Annotated in this window: 17 protein-coding genes and 1 pseudogene; 8 read left to right on the top strand and 10 right to left on the bottom strand. The window is 68.9% G+C overall.

The annotated features are described in order from the left end of the window. Positions 1-76: 76 nt before the first annotated feature. Both recG and ABIB25_RS22615 read right to left on the bottom strand, forming a co-directional pair. Positions 77-2,512: an ATP-dependent DNA helicase RecG gene (gene recG / locus ABIB25_RS22620; RefSeq protein WP_354530787.1), complete on the bottom strand. Its 2,436-nt coding sequence runs from the start codon at positions 2,510-2,512 to the stop codon at positions 77-79. A 30-nt stretch (positions 2,513-2,542) separates the two neighbouring features. Then, entirely contained in the window at positions 2,543-3,415 is an 873-nt protein-coding gene (locus ABIB25_RS22615) for a hypothetical protein (protein ID WP_354530786.1), read from the bottom strand. Positions 3,416-3,597: 182 nt separating this feature from the next. Here ABIB25_RS22615 and rpmB point away from each other — a divergent pair, with 182 nt between their 5' ends. Then, positions 3,598-3,789 carry a 50S ribosomal protein L28 gene (gene rpmB, locus ABIB25_RS22610; RefSeq protein WP_354530785.1) on the top strand — a complete coding sequence of 64 codons (192 nt, stop codon included), beginning with the start codon at positions 3,598-3,600 and terminating at the stop codon, positions 3,787-3,789. 273 nt (positions 3,790-4,062) lie between these two features. On the opposite strand, the gene ABIB25_RS22605 is transcribed toward rpmB, so the two are convergent. Beyond that, complete coding sequence (locus ABIB25_RS22605; protein ID WP_354530784.1) at positions 4,063-5,154, bottom strand: branched-chain amino acid aminotransferase; 1,092 nt, start codon at positions 5,152-5,154, stop codon at positions 4,063-4,065. A 218-nt stretch (positions 5,155-5,372) separates the two neighbouring features. Here ABIB25_RS22605 and ABIB25_RS22600 point away from each other — a divergent pair. Together ABIB25_RS22600 and ABIB25_RS22595 are read left to right on the top strand one after the other, a co-directional pair. After that, positions 5,373-5,793: pseudogene (locus ABIB25_RS22600) on the top strand (glutamine synthetase III domain-containing protein); the annotation flags it as partial. A gap of 32 nt (positions 5,794-5,825) precedes the next feature. After that, on the top strand, positions 5,826-5,939 hold the full coding sequence (locus ABIB25_RS22595) for a hypothetical protein (RefSeq protein ID WP_354530837.1): 114 nt from the start codon (positions 5,826-5,828) through the stop codon (positions 5,937-5,939). Positions 5,940-6,209: 270 nt separating this feature from the next. Here the strand turns inward: ABIB25_RS22595 and ABIB25_RS22590 are convergent, their stop codons facing one another. Continuing rightward, positions 6,210-6,740, bottom strand: a complete 531-nt coding sequence (locus ABIB25_RS22590) for a DinB family protein (RefSeq protein ID WP_354530783.1) — start codon at positions 6,738-6,740, stop codon at positions 6,210-6,212. Positions 6,741-6,821: 81 nt separating this feature from the next. Beyond that, complete coding sequence (gene gcvT, locus ABIB25_RS22585; RefSeq protein WP_354530782.1) at positions 6,822-7,955, bottom strand: glycine cleavage system aminomethyltransferase GcvT; 1,134 nt, start codon at positions 7,953-7,955, stop codon at positions 6,822-6,824. A 112-nt stretch (positions 7,956-8,067) separates the two neighbouring features. Here gcvT and ABIB25_RS22580 point away from each other — a divergent pair, with 112 nt between their 5' ends. Beyond that, a complete protein-coding gene (locus tag ABIB25_RS22580; protein WP_354530781.1) occupies positions 8,068-9,537 on the top strand; it encodes a leucyl aminopeptidase in 1,470 nt (489 codons plus the stop codon). 193 nt (positions 9,538-9,730) lie between these two features. On the opposite strand, the gene ABIB25_RS22575 is transcribed toward ABIB25_RS22580, so the two are convergent. Next, positions 9,731-10,090 carry a hypothetical protein gene (locus ABIB25_RS22575; RefSeq protein WP_354530780.1) on the bottom strand — a complete coding sequence of 120 codons (360 nt, stop codon included), beginning with the start codon at positions 10,088-10,090 and terminating at the stop codon, positions 9,731-9,733. Positions 10,091-10,390: 300 nt separating this feature from the next. Between ABIB25_RS22575 and lpdA the strand changes: the two genes are divergently transcribed. The 3 genes from lpdA (at position 10,391) to ABIB25_RS22560 (ending at position 14,782) form a co-directional block, all read left to right on the top strand. Beyond that, entirely contained in the window at positions 10,391-11,767 is a 1,377-nt protein-coding gene (gene lpdA, locus ABIB25_RS22570; protein ID WP_354530779.1) for a dihydrolipoyl dehydrogenase, read from the top strand. A 102-nt stretch (positions 11,768-11,869) separates the two neighbouring features. Beyond that, positions 11,870-13,846: a 2-oxoglutarate dehydrogenase, E2 component, dihydrolipoamide succinyltransferase gene (sucB, locus tag ABIB25_RS22565; protein WP_354530778.1), complete on the top strand. Its 1,977-nt coding sequence runs from the start codon at positions 11,870-11,872 to the stop codon at positions 13,844-13,846. 54 nt (positions 13,847-13,900) lie between these two features. Further along, complete coding sequence (locus ABIB25_RS22560; protein WP_354530777.1) at positions 13,901-14,782, top strand: TIGR01777 family oxidoreductase; 882 nt, start codon at positions 13,901-13,903, stop codon at positions 14,780-14,782. A gap of 18 nt (positions 14,783-14,800) precedes the next feature. On the opposite strand, the gene ABIB25_RS22555 is transcribed toward ABIB25_RS22560, so the two are convergent. The 4 genes from ABIB25_RS22555 to recO form a co-directional block, all read right to left on the bottom strand. Then, positions 14,801-15,703 (bottom strand): TIGR03943 family putative permease subunit, encoded by a 903-nt coding sequence (locus ABIB25_RS22555; RefSeq protein WP_354530776.1) that lies wholly within the window; start codon positions 15,701-15,703, stop codon positions 14,801-14,803. Beyond that, positions 15,703-16,686, bottom strand: coding sequence for a permease (locus ABIB25_RS22550; RefSeq protein ID WP_354530775.1), 984 nt, complete (start codon positions 16,684-16,686; stop codon positions 15,703-15,705). The genes ABIB25_RS22555 and ABIB25_RS22550 overlap by 1 nt, the downstream gene beginning before the upstream one ends. A gap of 62 nt (positions 16,687-16,748) precedes the next feature. Next, complete coding sequence (locus tag ABIB25_RS22545) at positions 16,749-17,597, bottom strand: isoprenyl transferase (RefSeq protein WP_354530774.1); 849 nt, start codon at positions 17,595-17,597, stop codon at positions 16,749-16,751. Beyond that, positions 17,594-18,400, bottom strand: a complete 807-nt coding sequence (recO, locus tag ABIB25_RS22540) for a DNA repair protein RecO (protein ID WP_354530773.1) — start codon at positions 18,398-18,400, stop codon at positions 17,594-17,596. The genes ABIB25_RS22545 and recO overlap by 4 nt, the downstream gene beginning before the upstream one ends. A gap of 72 nt (positions 18,401-18,472) precedes the next feature. Here recO and ABIB25_RS22535 point away from each other — a divergent pair, with 72 nt between their 5' ends. Further along, positions 18,473-20,794 carry an FdhF/YdeP family oxidoreductase gene (locus ABIB25_RS22535; RefSeq protein ID WP_354530772.1) on the top strand — a complete coding sequence of 774 codons (2,322 nt, stop codon included), beginning with the start codon at positions 18,473-18,475 and terminating at the stop codon, positions 20,792-20,794. Positions 20,795-20,812 lie beyond the last annotated feature (18 nt).

Here is a 20,812-nt window from a genome sequence, read left to right as displayed (position 1 = left end):
GGCTGCAGCAGGTGCAGCGTCCGTGCAACCTATCCGCCGCGGGTGGGCGTCGCCGACGCCGGGTCCGACCAGCGACTCACCCTTTGTCCAGGAACTCCTGCCCTTCCTCGTCGATGACAGCGGCCACCATGGCGGCCAGCCCGGGGTGCTCGGCCATCGTCGGATCCTGCCCGACCAGTTCCATGGCGTCCTCGCGGGCGGCCTCGATCACCTCGCGATCACGGATGAGCGACAGCTGCCGCAGGCCGGAGGACTTGCCGGCCTGCGAGGTGCCCAGCACGTTGCCCTCACGACGGAGTTCGAGGTCGGCCTCGGCAAGCTTGAAGCCGTCGTTGGTCTTCGCCACCGCGTCGAGCCGCGCCCGTCCGACGGAATTCTCCGGCGCCTCGGTGATCAGCAGGCAGACCCCGGCGGCCTCACCACGACCGACCCGGCCACGGAGTTGGTGCAGCTGGGACATGCCGAACCGCTCGGCGTCCAGGACGATCATCATGGTGGCGTTGGCCACGTCGACGCCGACCTCGATGACGGTGGTGGCCACCAGCACGTCGAGCCGACGCGCCGCAAAACCCGTCATCACCGCATCCTTGTCCGCCGGCAGCATCCGGCCGTGCAGGATGCCCAGCCGCAGCCCGGACAGCGGACCCTCGGCGAGGTCCCGCGCGACGTCGAGCACGGCCAGCGGTGGTCGCCGCTCGTCCTCACCCGGCGCCTCGTCGTCGGGGTCGTCAAGGCCGTCGTCGAGGGGGTCATGGTCGTCGCGCGACGCGGCCTCCGGGGACTTCCCTGACGCTGGGGCCAACACTTCTGCGTCATCGCCGATCTTGGGACAGACGATGTACACCTGATGGCCGGCGGCCACCTCCTCGTGGACCCTGGACCAGGCCCGATCCACCCACTGCGGCTTCTCGGCGGCCGGCACCACGGTGGTGGAGATCGGCGACCGGCCCTTGGGCAATTCGGAGAGGGTCGACGTGTCCAGATCGCCGTAGACCGTCATCGCGACGGTGCGCGGGATCGGTGTCGCCGTCATCACCAGGACATGCGGTGGGTTGCCCGCCGGATGCTTGTTCCGCAGAGCGTTGCGCTGCTCGACGCCGAACCGGTGCTGCTCGTCGATGACGATCAACCCCAGCTCCGCGAAGAACACCCCGTCGGACAGCAGTGCATGGGTACCGACCGCGATCCCGGCCTGGCCGGAAGCGATGTCCAGCAACGCTTCCCGCCGCGCTCCGGCCGTCATCGAGCCGGTCAGCAAGGTGATCTTGATCGCGCCGGGCAGGGATCCGAGCTCCCCGCCGTTGCCCATCTGGCCGAGCACTGAGCGCAAGGACCTGGCGTGCTGCGCGGCGAGCACCTCGGTCGGAGCGAGCAGGACCGCCTGCCGCCCCGAGTCGATGACCTGCAGCATCGCCCGGAGCGCCACCACCGTCTTGCCCGAGCCGACCTCACCCTGCAGCAGACGGTTCATCGGGTGGATGGTGGCCAGGTCGTTGGCGATGACCTCCCCCACCTCCTTCTGGCCGTCGGTGAGGGTGAACGGCAGGTCCTCGTCGAAGGCACTCAGCAGCCCACCCTCGACGCGCGGGCACGGTTCGGCCGGGAAGTTGCGCATCTCCGCCCGTCTCCGCGCCAGCACCAACTGGATCGACAGGGCCTCGTCGTACCGCAGGCGCGCGATGGCGGCGTCCAGGGCCTTCTCGTCGGGCGGCCGGTGGATGTCGTGCAGGGCGTGGGCGAGATCGACCAGACCGTGTTCGGCCAGCAACACGTCGGGGAGCGGATCGGCCACCGCGTCCAGCACGCTCAGCACGGTCCGGACGCATCGCTGCATCAGCGCGCCGGTGATGCCCTCCGACAGCGGGTAGACGGGGATGAGGCCGCCGGGGAAGGACTCGATGACGTCGATCGCGTCCTTCCCCGGGCTCACCGACGGCTTGTCGTTGATCAGGTCGGAGACTGCACCGGCCAGGGCGGGCTGCGTGCTGCCCTCGAAGCTGACCACCGCGATCTGGGGTGAGCTGATCTGCAGATTCCCGTTGAACTTGCTGACGGTGCCGGAGAACATCGCGTCCGTGCCGACCGGCATGAAACGGGCGAGGTTCCACCGGTTGAAGAAGGTGCAGGTCAGCTCAGTCTTGTGGTCGCCGATCACGACGTTGGTGATGCTTTTCACCTTGCGGCCGGGGCCCAGCTGACGCTCCTTGATCGACCGGACGGTGGCCCACACCGTGACCCGCTCCCCGACCTTCAGACCCGACAGATCGGTGAGCCGGCCCCGCCGGTCGTACTTGCGCGGGTAGTAGCGGAGAAGCTCGCCGACGGTGACCAGCGACAGCTTTTCCGCCAGCTGCTTGGCCGCACGCACGCCGATCACCGTCTTGAGCGGGGTGTGCAGGAAAACGCGTTCAGGCGACTTCTCGGCCACGCTGTCCCTCCCCTGCCCGCCTTCGGACTGCCGACCGGTGAGCCCGACCCGCAGGACCGGCCCTACCCGGGTCGGTGCGAACATCGTGCACCGTCACACCGACAGTGGCACGCATCAGTCGAGCCGCCCGACCACGAGCGAGAAGACCGCACCGACCGCAAACGCCTCGGCGATGACCTCGCCGGCCACCTCGGTGTGGACGTGGAAGTAGCGCTTGTCGCCCTCCGACCACATGACCACCTCCTCCGCCAGCCCGGTCAGCGTCGCCTGGAGGCGGCCGCACTCCTCCGGTGGGAGGAAGGTCGTGAAGGTCACCTCTGCGAGGAGGGCGACCCCGTTGTTCCCGCCGGGGACGGCGCCGCAGCTGGGCGGCTGCACTGGAGCGCCGGCCGGGGCGGTGCTGCGTTGGAGGGCGACCAGCACCAGCGCGACGACCGCCCTGGCCCGGTAGCGGGGATCCCGATTGGCGGCGTCGGGCGGACCTGCGGCCATCGCAGCCGCTGCGGCCGCGCTGGTGATGCTGTGCAGGTCGGCGCCGTCCACCACCAGTTCGGCGGCTGCGGTGCCGGCCGCCCGCGCCAGATCTGCAGCGCCGGCACCGGACGTGCCGCCGGCCGGAAGGTCGTCCGGCGCAACCTGGACGGCTGCGCCGCCGGCGATCAATCCGGCGGCCAGACACAGCCGGTCGGCGACGTCCACCTCGTCCAGATCGCCGTTCTGCGCCATCGTCTCCCTGGCGCCGGCGATACCCGTGGCCATCCCGGCCAGGTATACCTGCAACACCGCGGCGGCGTGGTCGGCAGGAGTCGGGAGCTGGGACGGCAACTCGGACCAGCCGACCGCGGCCGAGATGGCCCGGCCCCCGGTCCGGACTGCCTCGAGTTCCGCTGCGTGCAGGTGCACGCCCCACGTGCTGTCGGCCGGCGAGTCCAGATCGAGGAGCAGATCGAACCAGCGCCCGACGAGGTCGGTGTCGAACGTCGTCATGAGCACATCTTGCCGACGTGGGCCGCCGAGGGTGACGCCAACACGACGATTTGGCCCTGGCGCCCGCCGCTGGCTATCCTTGGAGGGTTGCCCGGAGCGGAAGCCCGGGTTCCACCTACCACTCGCAACTTTTGGTTCGGTCGACTGGCCGGATCGCATTCTTCGATAGGGGTTGAGCCGTCGTGGCTGCCGTGTGTGATGTCTGTGGCAAGGGCCCGGGCTTCGGGATGAGTGTTTCTCACTCGCACCGTCGGACCCACCGTCGCTGGAACCCGAACATCCAGGCCGTCCGCGCCCAGGTCGCCCCGGGCACCGTCAAGCGCGTCAACGCCTGCACCTCCTGCCTGAAGGCCGGCAAGGTCGTCCGCGGCTAGTCTCGCCCCACCAGACGCTCGAAAGGCGGCGGTACCCCTATCGGGGTTCCGCCGCCTTTTGTCGTGCCCGGATTCATGCAGGAACTTCCCTGCGCATACAGGAAGCCCGAAATCGTGCCAGAAAGCCGACTTTCGGGCAGTTCGGTATGCGCGCAGCAGTCCTGTATGCGCAAGGGGCGGGCCGACTGATCCAGCCGGAGGCGGCCCGGCCAAACTGCGCACAGGGGCCCGGTCTGAAGCGCCGTGGCGTCAGGCCCGGAGACAGGTCATTGCTCAGGCGAGCGGGAGCATCCAGCCGTGGGGGTCGGGTAGGGCACCGCGCTGGAGGCCGGTCAGGGCCTCGCGGAGCTCCATGGTGATCGGGCCGGGCAGACCACCGCCGATGTCGAATCCGCCCTCGGCGTGCTTGACGGAGCCGACCGGTGTGATGACGGCGGCGGTCCCACACGCGAACACCTCGGTGAGCTCCTCGGAGTCGACCTTTTTGGCCCACTCGTCGGTGGAGACCCGTCGTTCGGACGTCCGGTAGCCGCGGTCACGCGCCAGTTGCAGCAGCGAATCGCGAGTGACACCGGGCAGCAGGGAGCCCGACAGCTCAGGAGTGACCACCTCGGCGTCAGGACCGGCCCCGAAGACGAAGAACAGGTTCATCCCGCCCATCTCCTCGACCCACCGCCGCTCCACGGCGTCGAGCCAGACGACCTGGTCGCAGCCCTGGTCAGCGGCCTGAGCCTGGGCCGCCAGCGATGCGGCGTAGTTGCCGCCGGTCTTGGCGAAGCCCATCCCGCCCGGAGCCGCTCGGACGTACTCCGTCGACCACCACACGCTGACCGGCTTGATTCCGCCGGAGAAGTAGGCGCCGGCCGGCGACGCGATCACCGAGTAGACGTACTTGTTCGCCGGGCGCACCCCCAGACCAACCTCGGCGGCGAACATGAAAGGCCGGAAGTACAGGGAGGCCTCGTCGCCCGTCGGCACCCACCCACGATCGGCAGCGGTGAGCTCCCGGAGCGAGTCGACGAAGACGTCCTCGGGCAGCTGCGGCATGCCCAATCGGTCGGCCGAGCGGTTCAGCCGGGCCGCGTTGGCGTACGGCCGGAAGGTCGCCACCGACCCGTCGGGCTGGGCGTAGCCCTTGAGCCCTTCGAAGATCTCCTGCGCGTAGTGCAGCACCATCGTCGCCGGATCGAGCGAGAACGGGCCGTAGGGAACGACTCTCGGGTCGTGCCAGGCGCCGTTGTCGTAGTCGATGACGACCATGTGGTCGGTGAAGTACTTCCCGAATCCCGGTGCGGAGAGAATCTCGGCGCGACGCTCTTCCGACACCGGCGATGGGTTGGTGGTCCGGGAGAAGGCGCTCGTCATAGCCAGAATCTACTACGACCATCGGACGTCCGACTATCCACCCGTCGGCCTACTGCGGGCGAGACGACCGACCTGCGACCCCGTGCCACCTACCCGCGACCCGGCACCATGCCGGCAGACCTTCGTGTCGGTTCTGTCCTGATCGCAGGGTTCATGGAACGGAAACACGCGGATACGGCGCATCCCTACGTTTTCCAGGTCGGGTTCCATCCGGACTCGAGAACGTCTTCAGCCTGTCGGTGATGCAGAGGCGCCTGCCCAAGCTCGTCTACAAGTCCCTGATCGCCACCATGGAACATTCGGCCAAGCTGGACCAGATGGTGGCCGACTCGGTCGCCTCCGCCATGAAGGACTGGGCGATGGAGAAGGGGTGTACCCACTACTCCCACGTCGTCTACCCGCTGACCGGTCTGACGGCCGAGAAGCACGACAGCTTCTTCGAGCCGGCCGGCGGCGGACTCTCGCTCGCCGAGTTCGCCTCCAAGACCCTGATCCAGGGTGAACCGGACGGGTCGAGCTTCCCCAACGGCGGTCTGCGCAACACCTTCGAGGCCCGCGGCTACACCGGGTGGGACCCTGCTTCCGCAGAGCGGAACGACCAGCCCGGCCTACATCCTGGACAACCCCAACGGCAAGACGCGGAATGGCAGGAAGAGGCCGCCGCGCGCGGCCTGGAGAACCTGCGCAGCACGATCGCCGCGCTGCCGGAGCTGATCACCGACGAGGCGATGGCGCTGTTCGAGAAGTACAGCGTCTTCTCACACCGCGAGATGCACAGCCCGTAGGAGATCGGACTGGAGCAGGACACGCGCAGCATCGGCGTCGAGGCCCGCTCGACCCTCGAGATCGCCAGCACCGCGGTGCTGCCGGCCGCCGCGCAGCACCAGACCGAGGTGGCGCTGAACATCGGAGCCATCAATGCCGCCGGGGTGGATGTCGACATCGCCCCGCTGCAGGCTGTCTCGGCTCCGGTGTCCGATCTCGTTCGGCAGCCCCGACCCAGCACCGCAATTCGAGTACCGCCGTACCCCACTCGACTCGCTGGGCAACTGCGCTCACTCCCCGACGGTGCCGTCAACGCACTCCCGGAGCAGGTCGGCGTGGCCGTTGTGGCGGGCGTACTCCTCGATCATGTGGATGTAGATCCAGCGGAGCGAGACATCCTGCCCGCGCCGTTTGCCCGCTCCGACACCACCCAGGTCCGACGACCGTGACGCGAGCGTGCGTGCTTCGTCGACCTCCGCCCGGTAGGTGACGAGATCATCGACTGCGGAGGCATTCTCGACCAGGTCGAAGTCACCGTCCGGATGTTCCTCGGTGCAGTAGAGACTAGGTGCGTCCTGGCCACCCAGCACTCGACGGAACCAGTTCCGCTCCACCTCGGCCATGTGGCGCACCAGTCCCAGCAGGCTCAGCGCCGAGGGCGGTACGGACCGCAGCTTGAGCTGATTGCTGTTCAGCCCACCGCATTTGAACAGCAGCGTCGCTCGGTGGACCTCCAGCCACGCCTCCAGCTGCGCTCTTTCGGACCCGGTGAACGGCGGGTTGATGCGTTCGTCAGCGGTCGAGAGAAGGGGTTCGGTCATCCGGCGAACGTAGCGTGGCACCAGTCCCAGATGCATCCGAGATTCACCGGGGCGACCCGTGCCATCTCACGCGCGCAGGGTCTACCTCACGTGCGACGGCACGAACGGCGGCTTGACCACCCGCACCCGCAACGACCGGCCACGGACGTCGACCGCGATCTGGTCGCCGTCCTGGATGCCGGCCGCCGTGTCGATCAGCGCGAGACCGATGCCCTTGCCCAACGTCGGCGAGAACGTTCCGGACGTGGTCTCACCGATCGCCGTGCCATCAGCCCCGATGACCTGCAGATGTGGACGCAGCACCCCGCGATCCAGCGCCTCCAGACCACGGAGCCTTCGCATCGGGCCCTCCTGCTTCTCGGCGAGCAGCGCGTCGCGGCCGAAGAACGCCGACTTCTTCCAGCCGACGGCCCAGCCGGATCCGGCCTGCACCGGACTGATCGAAGGACCCAGATCCTGTCCGTGCAGCGGATAGCCCATCTCGGTCCGCAGGGTGTCGCGGGCACCAAGACCGGCCGGTCGGCCACTCCGTGCGGCGGCCTCTGCCACCAGCCTGTCCCACAGACCGCGGGCCGCACCCCAGGGCGGCAGCAGTTCGAACCCGTACTCACCGCTGTAGCCCGTCCGGCAGACCCGGACCTTGACCGGAAGCCCACCGCCGTCCGACCAACCACCGTCGGCCCACGCCATGTATTCCAGGTCGGTGGGCAGGCCGAGGGCCGCCACCACCTCGCCGGCGAGCGGGCCCTGGACCGCGATCACGCCGAAATCGCGGTGGAGGTTCCGCACCTCGATCCCGGCCGGCGCGGCCTGCGTCAGGGCGGCGACCACGTCGGCAGTGTTGGCCGCGTTGGGCACCAGGAAGACCTCGTCCTCGCTCACCAGGTAGGCGATCAGGTCATCGATGACGCCACCGGAGGTGTTGCAGCACAACGTGTACTGCGCCTGACCCGGGCCGATCTTCTCAAGGTCCGCGCTCAGGCAGCTGTTGACGAAGCCAGCTGCACCCGCTCCCGTGACCGACGCCTTGCCCAGGTGCGAGACGTCGAAGATGCCGACCGTCCCGCGAACGGCGGTGTGCTCGGCGACCACTCCGGCTCCGGCGTAGGAGATGGGCATGTCCCACCCGCCGAACGCTCCCATCGTTGCGCCCAGTTCGACATGGGCCTCGTGGAGCGGGGACAGCAGCAGGTCGGGTGCGGAATCAACAGACATGACTCAAGACGGTAGTGCCCCGGTCGGTGAGGCGGTGACTACGGTGCTGCGCCCCGGCCGACAACCGGCGGCTACCGTGCTGGGCAGACCCACGATGAAGGAGCAGCAGCACATGACAGCGCTTTCCCTGACCACCACCGACCCGCTCGAGGCCAAGTCCGACGTCCTGGTCGTCGGCGCGTACGCCGGCACCGACGGCCCGGTCGCCGTCGACCAGATCTTCGCCGAAGCCGTATCGGCCGCCGCGCTGACCGGCGCGTCCGGAAAGGCCGGCGAGCTGACCCTGGTCCCCGGCGACGGCACGGTCGCCGCCGCCGTCGTGGCCGTCGTCGGGCTGGGTCCGGTGGAGAAGTTCGACGCCGAGGTGTTGCGCAAGGCCGCCGGGACCACGTCACGAGCCCTGGCCGGCCGCAGTTCGGTGACCTCGACCCTCGGGCTGCTTGACCTGTCGTCCGCCGCCCAGGGACATCTGTTGGGCGCGTACGTGTTCGATCGCTACAAGACGCCCGCCAAGGCGCCGGTCGCGACCATCGCGCTGACCGTCGAGCGCAACGACAAGGCCACGAAGGCCACGCTTCGATCGGCAGTGGTGACGGCCGAGGGTGTGCTGCTCGCGCGCGACCTGATCAACACCGCACCGAACGACCTCTACCCGGCCGCCTTCGCCGAGCGGGCCACCGCCGCCGCGGAGACCGCTGGTCTGAGCGTCGAGGTACTCGATGAGAAGCAGTTGGCCGAAGGTGGCTACGGCGGGATCCTCGCGGTCGGCGCCGGCTCCACCCGCCCGCCGCGCCTGGTCCGGATCACCTACTCCCCCGCCGGTGCCACGAAATCGGTGGCGCTGGTCGGCAAGGGCATCACGTTCGACTCGGGCGGGCTGTCGATCAAGCCGGCGCAGGGCATGGAGAACATGACCAGCGATATGTCCGGAGCCGCCTGCGTGGTGGCCACCGTCATCGCCGCTGCGGCCCTGGAGCTCCCCGTCGCCGTCACCGCCTGGGCGGCGCTCGCCGAAAACCTGCCGTCCGGTTCGTCCTACCGTCCGGGTGACGTCATCCGGCACTACGGCGCGAACGGCGAACCCGGCAAGACCGTGCACATCCTGAACACCGACGCCGAGGGCCGCATCGTGCTGGCCGACGCGATCGTCAGGGCTGCGCAGGAGAAGCCGGACTTCCTGCTGGAGACCTCGACGCTCACCGGCGCCCAGGTGGTGGCCCTCGGCAACCGGACGATGGCCGTCATGGGCTCCGAGGCGCTGCGCGACCGGGTGGCCGAGCTGGCCCGCGAGGTCGGCGAGGGCGGCTGGGCCATGCCGCTGCCCGAGGAGCTGCGCGACAGCATCGACTCGTCGATCGCTGATCTGCAGAACATCAACTGGGACCGGGTCGGCGGGATGCTGGTGGCCGGTCACTTCCTGAGCTGCTTCGTGCCCGAGGGGCTGCCGTGGGCCCACCTGGACGTCGCGGGGCCGGCGTTCAACACCGGAAAGCCCTACGGCTACCAAGGTTCCGGCGGTACCGGTGTACCCGTGCGCACCCTGCTGGCGGTCATCGCCGACGTCGCAGGCACAGCCGGCTGACCGGGGGTTCCCGACCCATCGCCGACCCACCGCGCTTATCAACTTCTACCGCGCTTATCAACGTCGCGGTTTTGTGGCGGAAGTGACAGAAATCGACCACTTCATGAGCGCCGTCGAAGTTGATAAGCGCGGGGGCCCGGCGTGGTTGATCCACTGCGGGCGCCGTCGAAGTTGTGGAGCGCGGGGGCGGGGGTCAGAGGTCGCCGAGGAACTTGCGCTGGGCGCGCTCCTCCATGATCTTGTGGCGGCGGGAGTAGTCGCGCATGCGCTGCGGGTAGCCCACGATGGTCGCGTCGTAGACCGGGATCTCCAGGTCATGGGCGAAGTTCTTGGCCGCGTCCGGCGAATCGACCGGCTTGCGGGTGAACTCGCCGTCGTGGGCGACCAGCAGCACCGTCACCGGGGTGACGGAGGTCTTGGGCTCGACGTATGCCTCCACTCCCCGGCGCGCCGAGGTCCACTCGGTCAGGAACTCGATCGCGGCCTTTCGCTGCGCGCGGGGGCTGTCCTCACCCGACGTCCGCCCGGGCTTCTTCCTGGACAGCCAGCTCATGTTCTTCCTCCAGCTCGGCGAGCGTTACGCCGTCGGCGAATGGCGGCGCGATGGTCACCGGCCGACGTGTTGACAACAGTGTCGACCATCAGGTCGAGGAAGACGTGTCAACGACGGGCCGGGTTCACAGGTGTCGGCGTGGGGTGCGGTCGCACCCGCGCTGCGCAAGCTGCACCCGCGGCGCGCCGGGGCCGCTTCAGATGTCAAGATGGAGAACGCACCGACGGCGCCGTGACGCACTCGCGATCACGCCGGCGCCGCCGATGTTGATTCCACGAGAGCCCGAGGAGTTCGTTGTCAATGACCGACACCACCGTCGACCTGGTCGTACTCGGTGGAGGGTCAGCCGGATATGCAGCAGCACTGCGCGCAGCCGAGCTGGGATCCTCCGTCGTCCTGATCGAGAAGGACAAGCTGGGCGGCACGTGCCTGCACCGTGGATGCGTCCCGACGAAAACCCTGCTGCATGCCGCGGAGGTCGCCGACGACGCCCGTGAAGGTGCCGCCTACGGCCTGAGGACCACCTTCGACGGGGTGGACGTGCCAGGCCTGCTCAAGTACAAGGACGGGATCGTCAACAAGGCCTACAAGGGCCTACAAGGGCTGATCAAGTCCCGCGGCATCACCGTCGTCGACGGCAAGGGCACCTTCGTCGGGCCGAACACGGTCGTGGTCGGCGACGACCGCTACCTGGGCACCGACGTGGTGCTGGCCACCGGTTCCTACTCCCGATCGCTACCGGGTCTGGCCATCGAGGGCCGAGTGATCACCAGCGAGCAGGCCCTCGGTCTCGAGTGGATCCCGGAGTCGGCGATCGTGCTCGGCGGCGGCGTCATCGGCGTCGAATTCGCCTCGGTCTGGGCCTCCTTCGGTACCAAGGTGACGATCATCGAAGCCCTGCCCAGCCTGGTCCCGGCCGAGGACCCATGGGCCCAGAAGCTGTTCGAGCGCGCCTTCCGCAAGCGCAAGATCGCGTTCTCCACCGGCGTCCGGTTCGCCGGCGTCACGCAGGACGAGAGCGGTGTGACGGTCACCCTGGAGGACGGCAAGTCGTTCTCCGCCGACCTGCTGCTGGTCGCGGTGGGTCGGGGCGCTGCCACCGCCGGCTGCGGTTTCGAGGAGGCCGGGCTCAACATGGACCGCGGCTTCGTCCCGACGGACGAGCGGCTGCGGACCAACCTCCCGCACGTCTACGCCGTCGGCGACATCGTGCCAGGGCTGCAGTTGGCCCACCGTGGATTCCAGCACGGCATGTTCGTCGCCGAGGAGATCGCCGGGATGAACCCGGCCGTCATCCCCGACTCGCTGATCCCCAAGATCACCTATTCGGACCCGCAGATCGCCTCCGTCGGCCTGAGCGAGGCCAAAGCCATCGAGGTGCATGGCGTCGACAACATCGAGACGCTCCTGTACGACCTCGGCGGCAACCCCAAGTCGCAGATCCTGCGGACCGCGGGCGGTGTCAAGGCCATCCGCGTCAAGAACGGTCCGGTGATCGGCGTCCACCTGGTCGGAGCCCGGGTCGGTGACCTGATCGGCGAGGCCCAGATGATCGTCGGGTGGGAGGCTCATCCGGAGGACGTCGCACCGCTCGTCCATGCGCACCCGACGCAGTACGAGGCCATCGGCGAGGCCATGCTGGCGATGGCAGGCAAACCGCTGCACGTCCACAACTGACGTCCCGCAGGACCTCCCGGCATCAGCACCACCTGTAGTCCGCAACACCCGCACCACGCAACGCACACGATCAGCTCGTCGACCAGGTAGGGAAGAGAATCCATGTCGAATTCCGTGCAGATGCCGGCTCTCGGAGAGAGCGTGACCGAAGGCACTGTCACCCGGTGGCTCAAGGAGGTCGGCGACGAGGTCGCCGTCGACGAACCCTTGGTCGAGATCTCCACCGACAAGGTCGACACCGAGATCCCCTCGCCCTTCGCGGGCGTCCTGGAGAAGATCGTCGTCGCCGAGGACGAGACGGCCGAGGTCGGTGCCGAGCTCGCCGTCATCGGTGACGGGTCGGGCGCCACCGCCGCTGCCGAACCCGAAGCTGCACCGGAACCGGTGGCCACGGCAGAACCCGAGGCTGCCGAACCCGAGGCTACAGAACCCGCGGCTGCCGAACCCGCCCCCGAACCCGAGGCCGTGCCGGCCGCCGAGGCGCCCGAGCCGCAGAAGCCGTCCACCGATGTCGACACTCCCGCCGAGAAGCCGGTCGCCGAGGCCGCAGCACCCACCGGCAGCGGGACGCCGATCCTGTTGCCCGCCATGGGCGAATCCGTCACCGAGGGCACCGTCACCCGCTGGCTGAAGGCCGTCGGTGACGACGTCGCGGTCGACGAGCCGTTGGTCGAGATCTCCACCGACAAGGTCGACACCGAGGTCCCCTCGCCGGTCGCCGGCACCCTGCTGGAGATCTCGGTCGAGGAGGACGGCACCGTGGAGGTCGGTGGTCAGCTCGCCGTCATCGGTGACAAGGGTGCGGCGCCCGCCGCCCCCAGAGCGCCGGAGCCCGAACCCGCACCCGCCGCCCAGCCCGCACCCGCCGCCCAGCCAGCACCCGCCGCCCAGCCCGAACCCCCGGCCACCGCGGTGCCCGATTCCGCACCCGATCCGGCTCCGGCCGAGCCGACGACCACACCGGCCGCGGCGAAGGCCGAGTCGCCATCTGCGCCCGCACCGGTCACGCAGTCCCCGGATGCTGCGGCTCCGGCCGCGAAGCCGGTAGCGACCGACTGGCAGCCGGCCGAGAAGCCCGCGAGCACCAGCTACGTCACTCCGGTGATCCGCAAGCTCGCCGCCGATCAGGGTGTCGACCTCTCGACCGTCACCGGGACCGGTGTCGGCGGTCGGATCCGCCGCGAGGACGTCGTCGCGGCCGGCGAAGCGGTGAAGGCCGCAACTGCGGCGACCGAGGCTGCCGCGGCGGCCGAGGCCGCGAAGGCCGCCGCTCCCCCGGCGGCAGCAGCACCGGCCGCACCTTCACCTTCGGCACCGGCGGCCACCAAGCCGGTCGCGGACGCCGCGGCCACCGCGCTGATCGGCACCACCCAGAAGCTGCCGCGGATCCGTCAGTCGATCGCCAAGAACATGCTGTACGGGCTGCAGACCGCCGCCCAGCTGACGACCGTCATCGAGGTCGACGTCACGAGGGTCGCCACCCTGCGGGCGAAGGCCAAGGCCGGTTTCGAGGCGCGCGAAGGCGTCAAGCTCTCGTTCCTGCCGTTCTTCGTCAAGGCCGCCATCGAAGGTCTGAAGCTCTACCCGGTGGTCAATTCGTCACTGTCGGAGGACATCAAGGAGATCACCTACCACGGCTCGGTCAACCTCGGCATCGCCGTCGACACGCCCCGTGGTCTGATCGTGCCGGTGATCAAGGAGGCCGACGACCTCAACATCGGCGGCATCGCCCGCAAGATCGCCGACCTGGCCGCCCGCACCCGCAGCAACAAGGTCGGACCGGACGATCTATCCGGCGGGACGTTCACCATCACGAATACGGGCTCGGTCGGGGCGCTGTTCGACACCCCGATCTTCGTCCCGCCGCAGTCCGCGATCCTGGGCACCGGCGCGATCGTCAAGCGCCCGGTGGTGGCCCTGGACGCCGATGGCGGCGAGGTCATCGCGATCCGCTCGATGATGTACCTGGCGATGTCCTACGACCACCGCAACATCGACGGTGCCGACGCCTCGCGGTTCCTCGCGGCCGTCAAGAAGCGCATCGAAGCGGGCGAGTTCGAAGGCGATCTCGGGCTGTAGGACCAGCGTGCCAATGCGTTCCCGTGAGTTCCAGTGGATGGGAGTCGTTGTTCGATGCACATCATCGCGGCAGGTTCGAGTGGGTTCCTCGGTCAGCGCCTGCTCAAGAAGTTGAAGTCGGGCGGGCACCAGGTCACGCAGCTGGTGCGCAGCGCTCCGAAGGGCGCAGACCAGGTCACCTGGAATCCTGACGCGGGTGAGCTGGACGCCTCGGTGCTGGACGGCGCCGATGCCGTGGTGAACCTGTGCGGTGTCGGCGTCGGTGACAAGCGATGGAACTCCGCCTATCGCGAGCTGATCCGCACGTCCCGGGTCAACCCGACCCGGCTACTGGCCGAGAAGTGTGCTGCGGCAGGTGTCCCGGCGCTGATCAACGGGTCCGCCGTCGGCTACTACGGGCCGCGTGGCGCCGAGCCGGTGGTCGAGACCGAGCACGCCGGGACTACCTTCCTGGCCGGGGTCTGCGTGGACTGGGAGCGCGCAACGGCTACGGCCGATGACGGCGGCGTCCGGGTGGTGCACCTGCGCACCGGTCTGGTGCTCGGCCACGAGGCCGGGCTGCTGCCAAGGCTCACGCTCATCACGAAGTTGTTCGCAGGCGGAAAGCTCGGTTCCGGCAAGCAGTTCTACCCGTGGATCTCGGCCACCGACGAGATCGACGCCATCGTGCACCTGCTCACTGCGGACGTCTCCGGTCCGGTGAACCTGACCGCGCCGGAACCGGTGACCAACGCGGCGTTCACCAAAGAACTGGGCCACCAACTCCACCGGCCGACCCCGTGGATCGTGCCCACGTTCGCTCTGAAGGCCGTGGTGGGCGACTTCGCCGAGGAGATCGTGGCCGGCCAGAACGCCGTGCCGAAGGTACTCACCGACTCCGGCTTCGTGTTCAGCCACGCCACCCTGGCCGAGGCGCTCCGCAGCGAGCTGCGCTGATCAGGACCCGATCGCCGGTCAGTGCTCGTACGGGTCGGACGGCTGGGTGATGGTGCTGATCGACACCAGGTCGACGGTCGGCACGTAGTCGTTGTCGGCGCTCGCGGTGCCGGTCTGGGCGCTGATCACCGCGGACACCCAGGTGTTCACCGGGTACTTTGCCGCACTGTCGACGTGCACCCGCATGGGGCTGGCGTCGGCGGCACAGCAGCTGATCGTCATCCGAGCGAGCGAGTAACCGCCGGTATAGCCGTCGCCCGGCGCTGCGATGAACCCGACGACGGTGATGTTGTTGTCCGACACCGAGTCTCCGCCGTCGTACAGCGCGCGCATGATGAATTCCTTGAGCGTCAGCGCCGGGTCCTTGCCCGCGGGCAGCGCGGGAAACGACATCGTCGGGCGCTGCTTGGCGAATGCCTTGGTGCCGATCCCGTGACCGCTGCCGTCGTTCGGTGCGTATCCACCGGCGGTGCCACCGGCACCGACATCGGCGCCGGTCCCCGAGGGGGCTGCCACTCCGCCGAGACCGGCCAGCGCCTGCGACCCGGCGTTGCGCGCGACTGCATCAGCCCCGAGAGCCGGCGGGGCCAGCAGGAGGAGGACCAGGATCGGCGCCAGGATCAACCAGGGAGCCTTGGATCGTTCGTGCGAGTGACCGTGGGAATCGTCGTGGTCGGCCGGACCGGAGTGCACCGGAGCAGCGATCTGCACCTCGACCTCAGCCAGCTCGTCGACCTTCTTGGCCGCCCGCAGGCCGGACACGATCGACAGCACGCCGACCAGGATCAGGATCCCGCCGGCGATCAGCAGCAGGGGACCGAACCCGGGCTTGACGTACGACGTGAACCGACCGCTCACGGTGATGGAGATGAGCAGGCCACCGAGCAGGGCGATGACCGCCGACTGCGTGGTCCGGTTCATCAGCGCCACCCCCCGAAGAAGAGCAGTCCGGTGCCGACCCCGACCAGCACGGCGACGACGAACGTCACCGGCGCGAACCGGACGGCGAACCGGCGCCCGAACGTCCCGGACTGCATCGCGAACAGTTTGATGTCGACGGCCGGGCCAACGGTCAGGAACACCAGCTTGCCGACCACCGGAATGGTGGAGAACGACGCCGCGACGAAGGCGTCGGACTCCGAGCAGAGCGCGAGGAAGAAGGCCAACGCGCCCATCACCAGGATCGACAGGAACACCGAGGATCCGACGTGGGCCATGAACTCGCGCGGCACCAACGTGTTGAGCGTCGCCGCCGCGGCGGCCCCGATCACCAGGAAGCCGGCGGCCTGGGTGAAGTCGCCGCGCACCGTCGGCAGGAAGACGGCAGGACCGGTCTCCTGACCGTCTGCCCCGGTGACCCGGTTGCGAGGTTTGGGCTTCATCCACTCCGGGCGCCCGATCCGCTCCCAGATCCAGCCGACCAGCACAGCGGTGACCAGCCCGGCGACCAGCCGCGCCCAGACCATGCTCGGCTCCGCCTGGAACGCCACCGCGGTGGCGACCAGCACGATCGGGTTGATCGCCGGAGCGGAGAGCAGGAACGCCAGCGCCGCCGACGGCCGCACGCCGCGGTCGATCAACCGGTTGGCGATCGGCACCGAACCGCACTCGCACCCCGGGAGCGCGATGCCGCAGACACCGGCCAGCGGCACCGCCAGGACCGGACTGCTGGGCATCACCCTGGCGAAGAAGCTGGCTGGCACGAACGCCGCGATGGCTCCGGAGACGACCACGCCGAGCACCAGGAACGGCGTGGCCTGGACGCAGATCGCGACGAAGACGGTGGCCCAGCCCGACGGCAGCACCTTCGTCAAAAGGTCGGCCAACTGGGTGCGCAGCAGCACCGCCGTCAACAGGATCAGGCCGAAGATCTCCAGCGATCCCGGTTGGTAGCGGGGGCGCACCTTCCCAGAGGAACGTCCTGCCGGCGGCCGAGACGGAGTCGGGTGGCTGTGTCGCAGGTCCGTCATGAGGCCGGGCTCTCGGCGACCGCGGGTACGTCGGGGCCCGGTGGAACCTCGGTGGCCGCGCCGAAGCGGCGGGTGCGGGCAGCGAAGATCTCGCACGCCTGCCAGAGATGGCGGCGGTCGAAATCGGGGAAGAGCGTGTCCAGGAAGACCATCTCGGCGTAGGCGGACTGCCAGAGCAGGAAGTTGCTGGTGCGCTGCTCCCCGGAGGAGCGCAGGAACAGGTCGACGTCGGGCATGTCGGGCTCGTCGAGATACTTCGCCAGCATCGCTTCGTCCACCTTCGCCGGGTTGACCCGTCCAGCGGCCACCTCGAGAGCGATGGCCTTGGCGGCGTCGGCGATCTCCGCCCGGCCTCCGTAGTTGACACACATGGTCAGCGTCAGGACGTCGTTAGCGGCAGTAAGTTGCTCGGCCACCTCGAGTTCGTGGATGACGCTACGCCACAGCCGCGGCCGGCGGCCGGCCCACCGCACCCGGACCCCGAGGTCGTGCATGTCGTCCCGACGACGGCGGATGACGTCCCGGTTGAACCCCATCAGGAACCGGACCTCGTCCGGTGACCGCTTCCAGTTCTCCGTCGAGAAGGCGTAGGCCGACAGGTGTTTGACGCCGAGTTGGATGCAACCCTCGACCACGTCGAACAGGGCCGCCTCCCCCAGCTTGTGCCCCTCGGTCCGCGGCAGTCCCCTGGCCTTGGCCCAGCGGCCGTTTCCGTCCATCACCAGCGCCACGTGGGCCGGGACTGCCTCGAGCGGGATCGGTGGAGGCTGGGCGCCGCTCGTGTGGGGATGAGGAGACCGGTGAACCGTCGGGATGGCAGGGGCACGGGACGGACGGGCCCTCATGACGACCCGCCGGCCGCTGCGGGGTGGGTGACTGCCGGGTAACCACCCAACTCCAGTGGCGGCGCCGCATAGCTTCCGCGGTCGACCAGCGGCAACGACTTCAATCCGCGTGCGATGTGCCACTGCAGGAGAGCGGCGATCAGACCCGACGCCTCCCGGCGCATCGAGCCGTCGGCCGATTCGGCTGCCGGCCAGTTGCCGGATGCGAGGTCGGCCATCAACGCGATCGCACCCGGTGCCGGCCGGGCCGCTCCCGCGGACCGGCAGCCGCTGCAGAGCAGCCCACCGGAAGGCACGTGGAAAGCGGCGTGCGGCCCCGGCTCGCCGCATCGCGCACAGTCCTCGAGCGCCGGCGCCCAGCCGGCGAGCGACATCGATCTGACCAGGAAAGCATCGAGCAGCAGCGACGGGTCGCGGTCGGTCTCGGCCAGTGCGCGCAACACCGAGACCAGCAGCAGGTAGAGCTTCAGGGACGGCTCGCGTTCCTCGGAGGTCAGGCGCTCGACGGTCTCCACGATGGCCGTCGCCGTGGTGTAGCGCGAGTAGTCGGCGGCGATCCGCGACCCGAACGAATCCAGCGCGACGGCCTGCGTGACGATGTCCAGGTTGCGTCCGGCGTACAGCTGCAGGTCGACGTGGCTGAACGGCTCCAGCCGTCCCCCGAACCGACTCTTGGTGCGGCGAACGCCTTTCGCGACCGCACGTACGCGGCCCTCACGACGGGTGAGCAGGGTGATGATGCGATCGGCCTCGCCGAGCTTCGTCACCCGCAGCACCACACCGGAATCGCGGTAGACGGTCACTGCCCCATGGTGCCAGGTATCGCTGCCGAATCTGCGTAGTTCGCCGGTCCGGCGCCGAGGCAAGATCGAAGGATGGCATTCGGTATCCCCCACAGGTCTTCAGCCCCCCGCAACGACATCGACGAAGCCGACCTCCGCGTCGGCCCGCCGCAGCACCACGCGGCCGGCGTCAAGGCAGTCACCGTCGCGTTGGAGCGCGGCATCGAGCAGGCCGGGCTGATCCGGACGTCCCGGGCCCTGACCCGCCTCAACCACCGCGAGGGCTTCGACTGCCCCGGCTGCGCCTGGCCCGAGCCGCAGGGCCGTCGCCGTCCGGCGGAGTTCTGCGAGAACGGCGCCAAGGCGGTGGCCGAGGAAACCACCTTGCGGACGGTGGACCGGGAGTTCTTCGCTGGGCACTCGGTACCGGAGTTGCTGGGCCGCACCGACTTCTGGCTCGGCAACCAGGGCCGCCTCACCGAGCCGATGGTGATCCGGGAGGGATCGGACCACTACGAGCCGATCTCGTGGGAGGAGTCGTTCGCGCTGATCAGCGACCGCCTGCGGGCGATCGACCCCGATCGAGCGGTTTTCTACACGTCGGGTCGGACGTCGAACGAGGCCGCCTTCGTCTACCAGTTGATGATCCGGTCCTACGGCACCAACAACATGCCCGACTGCTCCAACATGTGCCACGAATCCTCCGGATCCGCTCTCACCGAGTCGATCGGTATCGGCAAGGGATCGGTGTCGCTGGCCGACATCCACGAGGCCGACCTCGTCCTGGTGGTCGGTCAGAACCCCGGCACGAATCACCCCCGGATGCTCACCGCACTGTCGGAGACCAAGCACAACGGCGGGCACATCGTCGCAGTCAACCCGCTGCCGGAGGCCGGCCTGTTCAACTTCCGCGATCCGCAGACGGTGTCGGGGGTGGTCGGCGGCGGCACCGACCTCGCCGACGACTTCCTGCAGATCAAACTCGGTGGAGATCTTGCGCTGTTCCAGGCGCTCGGGCACCTGCTGGTGACCGCCGAGGACGAAAAGCCCGGGTCCGTCCTCGACCAGGAGTTCGTCCAGGGCAGCACGCAGGGCTACGAGGCCTACGCGACCGCCCGACGGCAGATCGACTGGGACGAGATCGACCGCGCGACCGGCCTCGACCGGGCCCAGATCCGGCAGCTGGCGGATCGGTTGATCTCCTCCAAGAAGACGATCATCTGCTGGGCGATGGGTCTCACCCAGCACAAGCATTCGGTGTCCACCCTCAAGGAACTCGTCAATCTGCTGCTGATCCGCGGCATGATCGGAAAACCCGGCGCCGGCGTCTGCCCGGTTCGCGGGCACTCCAACGTGCAGGGCGACCGGACGATGGGCATCTGGGAGAAGATGCCGGAGTCCTTCCTGGCCGCGCTCGACGCGGAGTTCGCCATCACCTCACCCCGAGAACACGGCCTCGACACCGTCGACGCGTTGCGGGCGATGCGTGACGGCAAGGTCGACGTCTTCATCGGAATGGGCGGCAACTTCGTCTCGGCCACCCCCGATACCGCGGCCACCGAATCAGCCATGGGACGGATCGGTCTCACCGTGCAGGTGTCGACCAAGTTGAACCGCTCGCACCTGATCCGCGGCGGCACCGGGCTCATCCTGCCCGCCCTCGGCCGCTCGGACTCCGACGATGCACACCCGGGCGGCGCCCAGATGGTGTCGGTCGAGGACTCGATGTCGATGGTGCACTCCTCCCGCGGACGACTGACGCCGGTGAGCGCATCGTTGCTGTCCGAACCGGTGATCGTCTGCCGTCTGGCGCGGGCTCTGCTCGGCTCTGAGCACCCCGTGGACTGGGAGGCCATGGGAGCCGACTACGACGTGATCCGCGACCACGTCTCCCGGGTCGTGCCCGGATTCACCGACTACAACAGGCGGGTCCGGACGAAGAACGGATTCGTGCTCCCGCACCCGCCACGCGACACCCGATCGTTCAAGACCGCGAGCGGCAAGGCCCAGATCACCCTCAACGAGCTGACCTACCCGAAGGTGCCGGCCGGCCGTCTGCAGCTGCAGACCCTGCGCAGCCACGACCAGTACAACACCACCATCTACGGGCTCGACGACCGCTACCGCGGGATCTCCGACGCCCGTCGGGTGGTCCTGGTCAACCCGCAGGATCTGGCCGAGCTGGGGCTCGTCGACCGGCAGATGGTCGACGTCATCAGTGAGTGGGCGGATGATCCGACCGGACGGACGGAGCGCACCGCTGCCGGCTTCCGGGTGGTTTCCTACCCGACGACGAGGGGCAGCGCCGCGGCCTACTACCCCGAGGCGAACGTGCTCATCCCCACGGATTCGACGGGCGACGTCTCCGGGACACCGACCTCCAAGTCGGTGATCGTCCGGCTCCAGCCGGTCTGATCGGCCTTCGTCCGGAGG

This window comes from Nakamurella sp. UYEF19, from assembly GCF_040546275.1.
Taxonomy (GTDB): Bacteria; Actinomycetota; Actinomycetes; order Mycobacteriales; family Nakamurellaceae; genus Nakamurella.
The sequence above is the reverse complement of the archived record's forward strand: the minus strand, read 5'-3'. Positions and strand labels throughout refer to the sequence as shown.

Excerpts from the sequence above, each read along its gene's own strand:
- lpdA (WP_354530779.1), top strand. The coding sequence starts at position 10,391 with ATGACCGACACCACCGTCGACCTGGTCGTACTCGGTGGAGGGTCAGCC.
- ABIB25_RS22575 (WP_354530780.1), bottom strand. The coding sequence starts at position 10,090 with ATGAGCTGGCTGTCCAGGAAGAAGCCCGGGCGGACGTCGGGTGAGGAC.
- ABIB25_RS22580 (WP_354530781.1), top strand. The coding sequence starts at position 8,068 with ATGACAGCGCTTTCCCTGACCACCACCGACCCGCTCGAGGCCAAGTCC.
- gcvT (WP_354530782.1), bottom strand. The coding sequence starts at position 7,955 with ATGTCTGTTGATTCCGCACCCGACCTGCTGCTGTCCCCGCTCCACGAG.
- ABIB25_RS22590 (WP_354530783.1), bottom strand. The coding sequence starts at position 6,740 with ATGACCGAACCCCTTCTCTCGACCGCTGACGAACGCATCAACCCGCCG.
- ABIB25_RS22555 (WP_354530776.1), bottom strand. The coding sequence starts at position 15,703 with ATGAACCGGACCACGCAGTCGGCGGTCATCGCCCTGCTCGGTGGCCTG.
- recG (WP_354530787.1), bottom strand. The coding sequence starts at position 2,512 with ATGTTCGCACCGACCCGGGTAGGGCCGGTCCTGCGGGTCGGGCTCACC.
- ABIB25_RS22615 (WP_354530786.1), bottom strand. The coding sequence starts at position 3,415 with ATGACGACGTTCGACACCGACCTCGTCGGGCGCTGGTTCGATCTGCTC.
- ABIB25_RS22605 (WP_354530784.1), bottom strand. The coding sequence starts at position 5,154 with ATGACGAGCGCCTTCTCCCGGACCACCAACCCATCGCCGGTGTCGGAA.
- ABIB25_RS22535 (WP_354530772.1), top strand. The coding sequence starts at position 18,473 with ATGGCATTCGGTATCCCCCACAGGTCTTCAGCCCCCCGCAACGACATC.
- ABIB25_RS22545 (WP_354530774.1), bottom strand. The coding sequence starts at position 17,597 with ATGAGGGCCCGTCCGTCCCGTGCCCCTGCCATCCCGACGGTTCACCGG.
- ABIB25_RS22560 (WP_354530777.1), top strand. The coding sequence starts at position 13,901 with ATGCACATCATCGCGGCAGGTTCGAGTGGGTTCCTCGGTCAGCGCCTG.
- sucB (WP_354530778.1), top strand. The coding sequence starts at position 11,870 with ATGTCGAATTCCGTGCAGATGCCGGCTCTCGGAGAGAGCGTGACCGAA.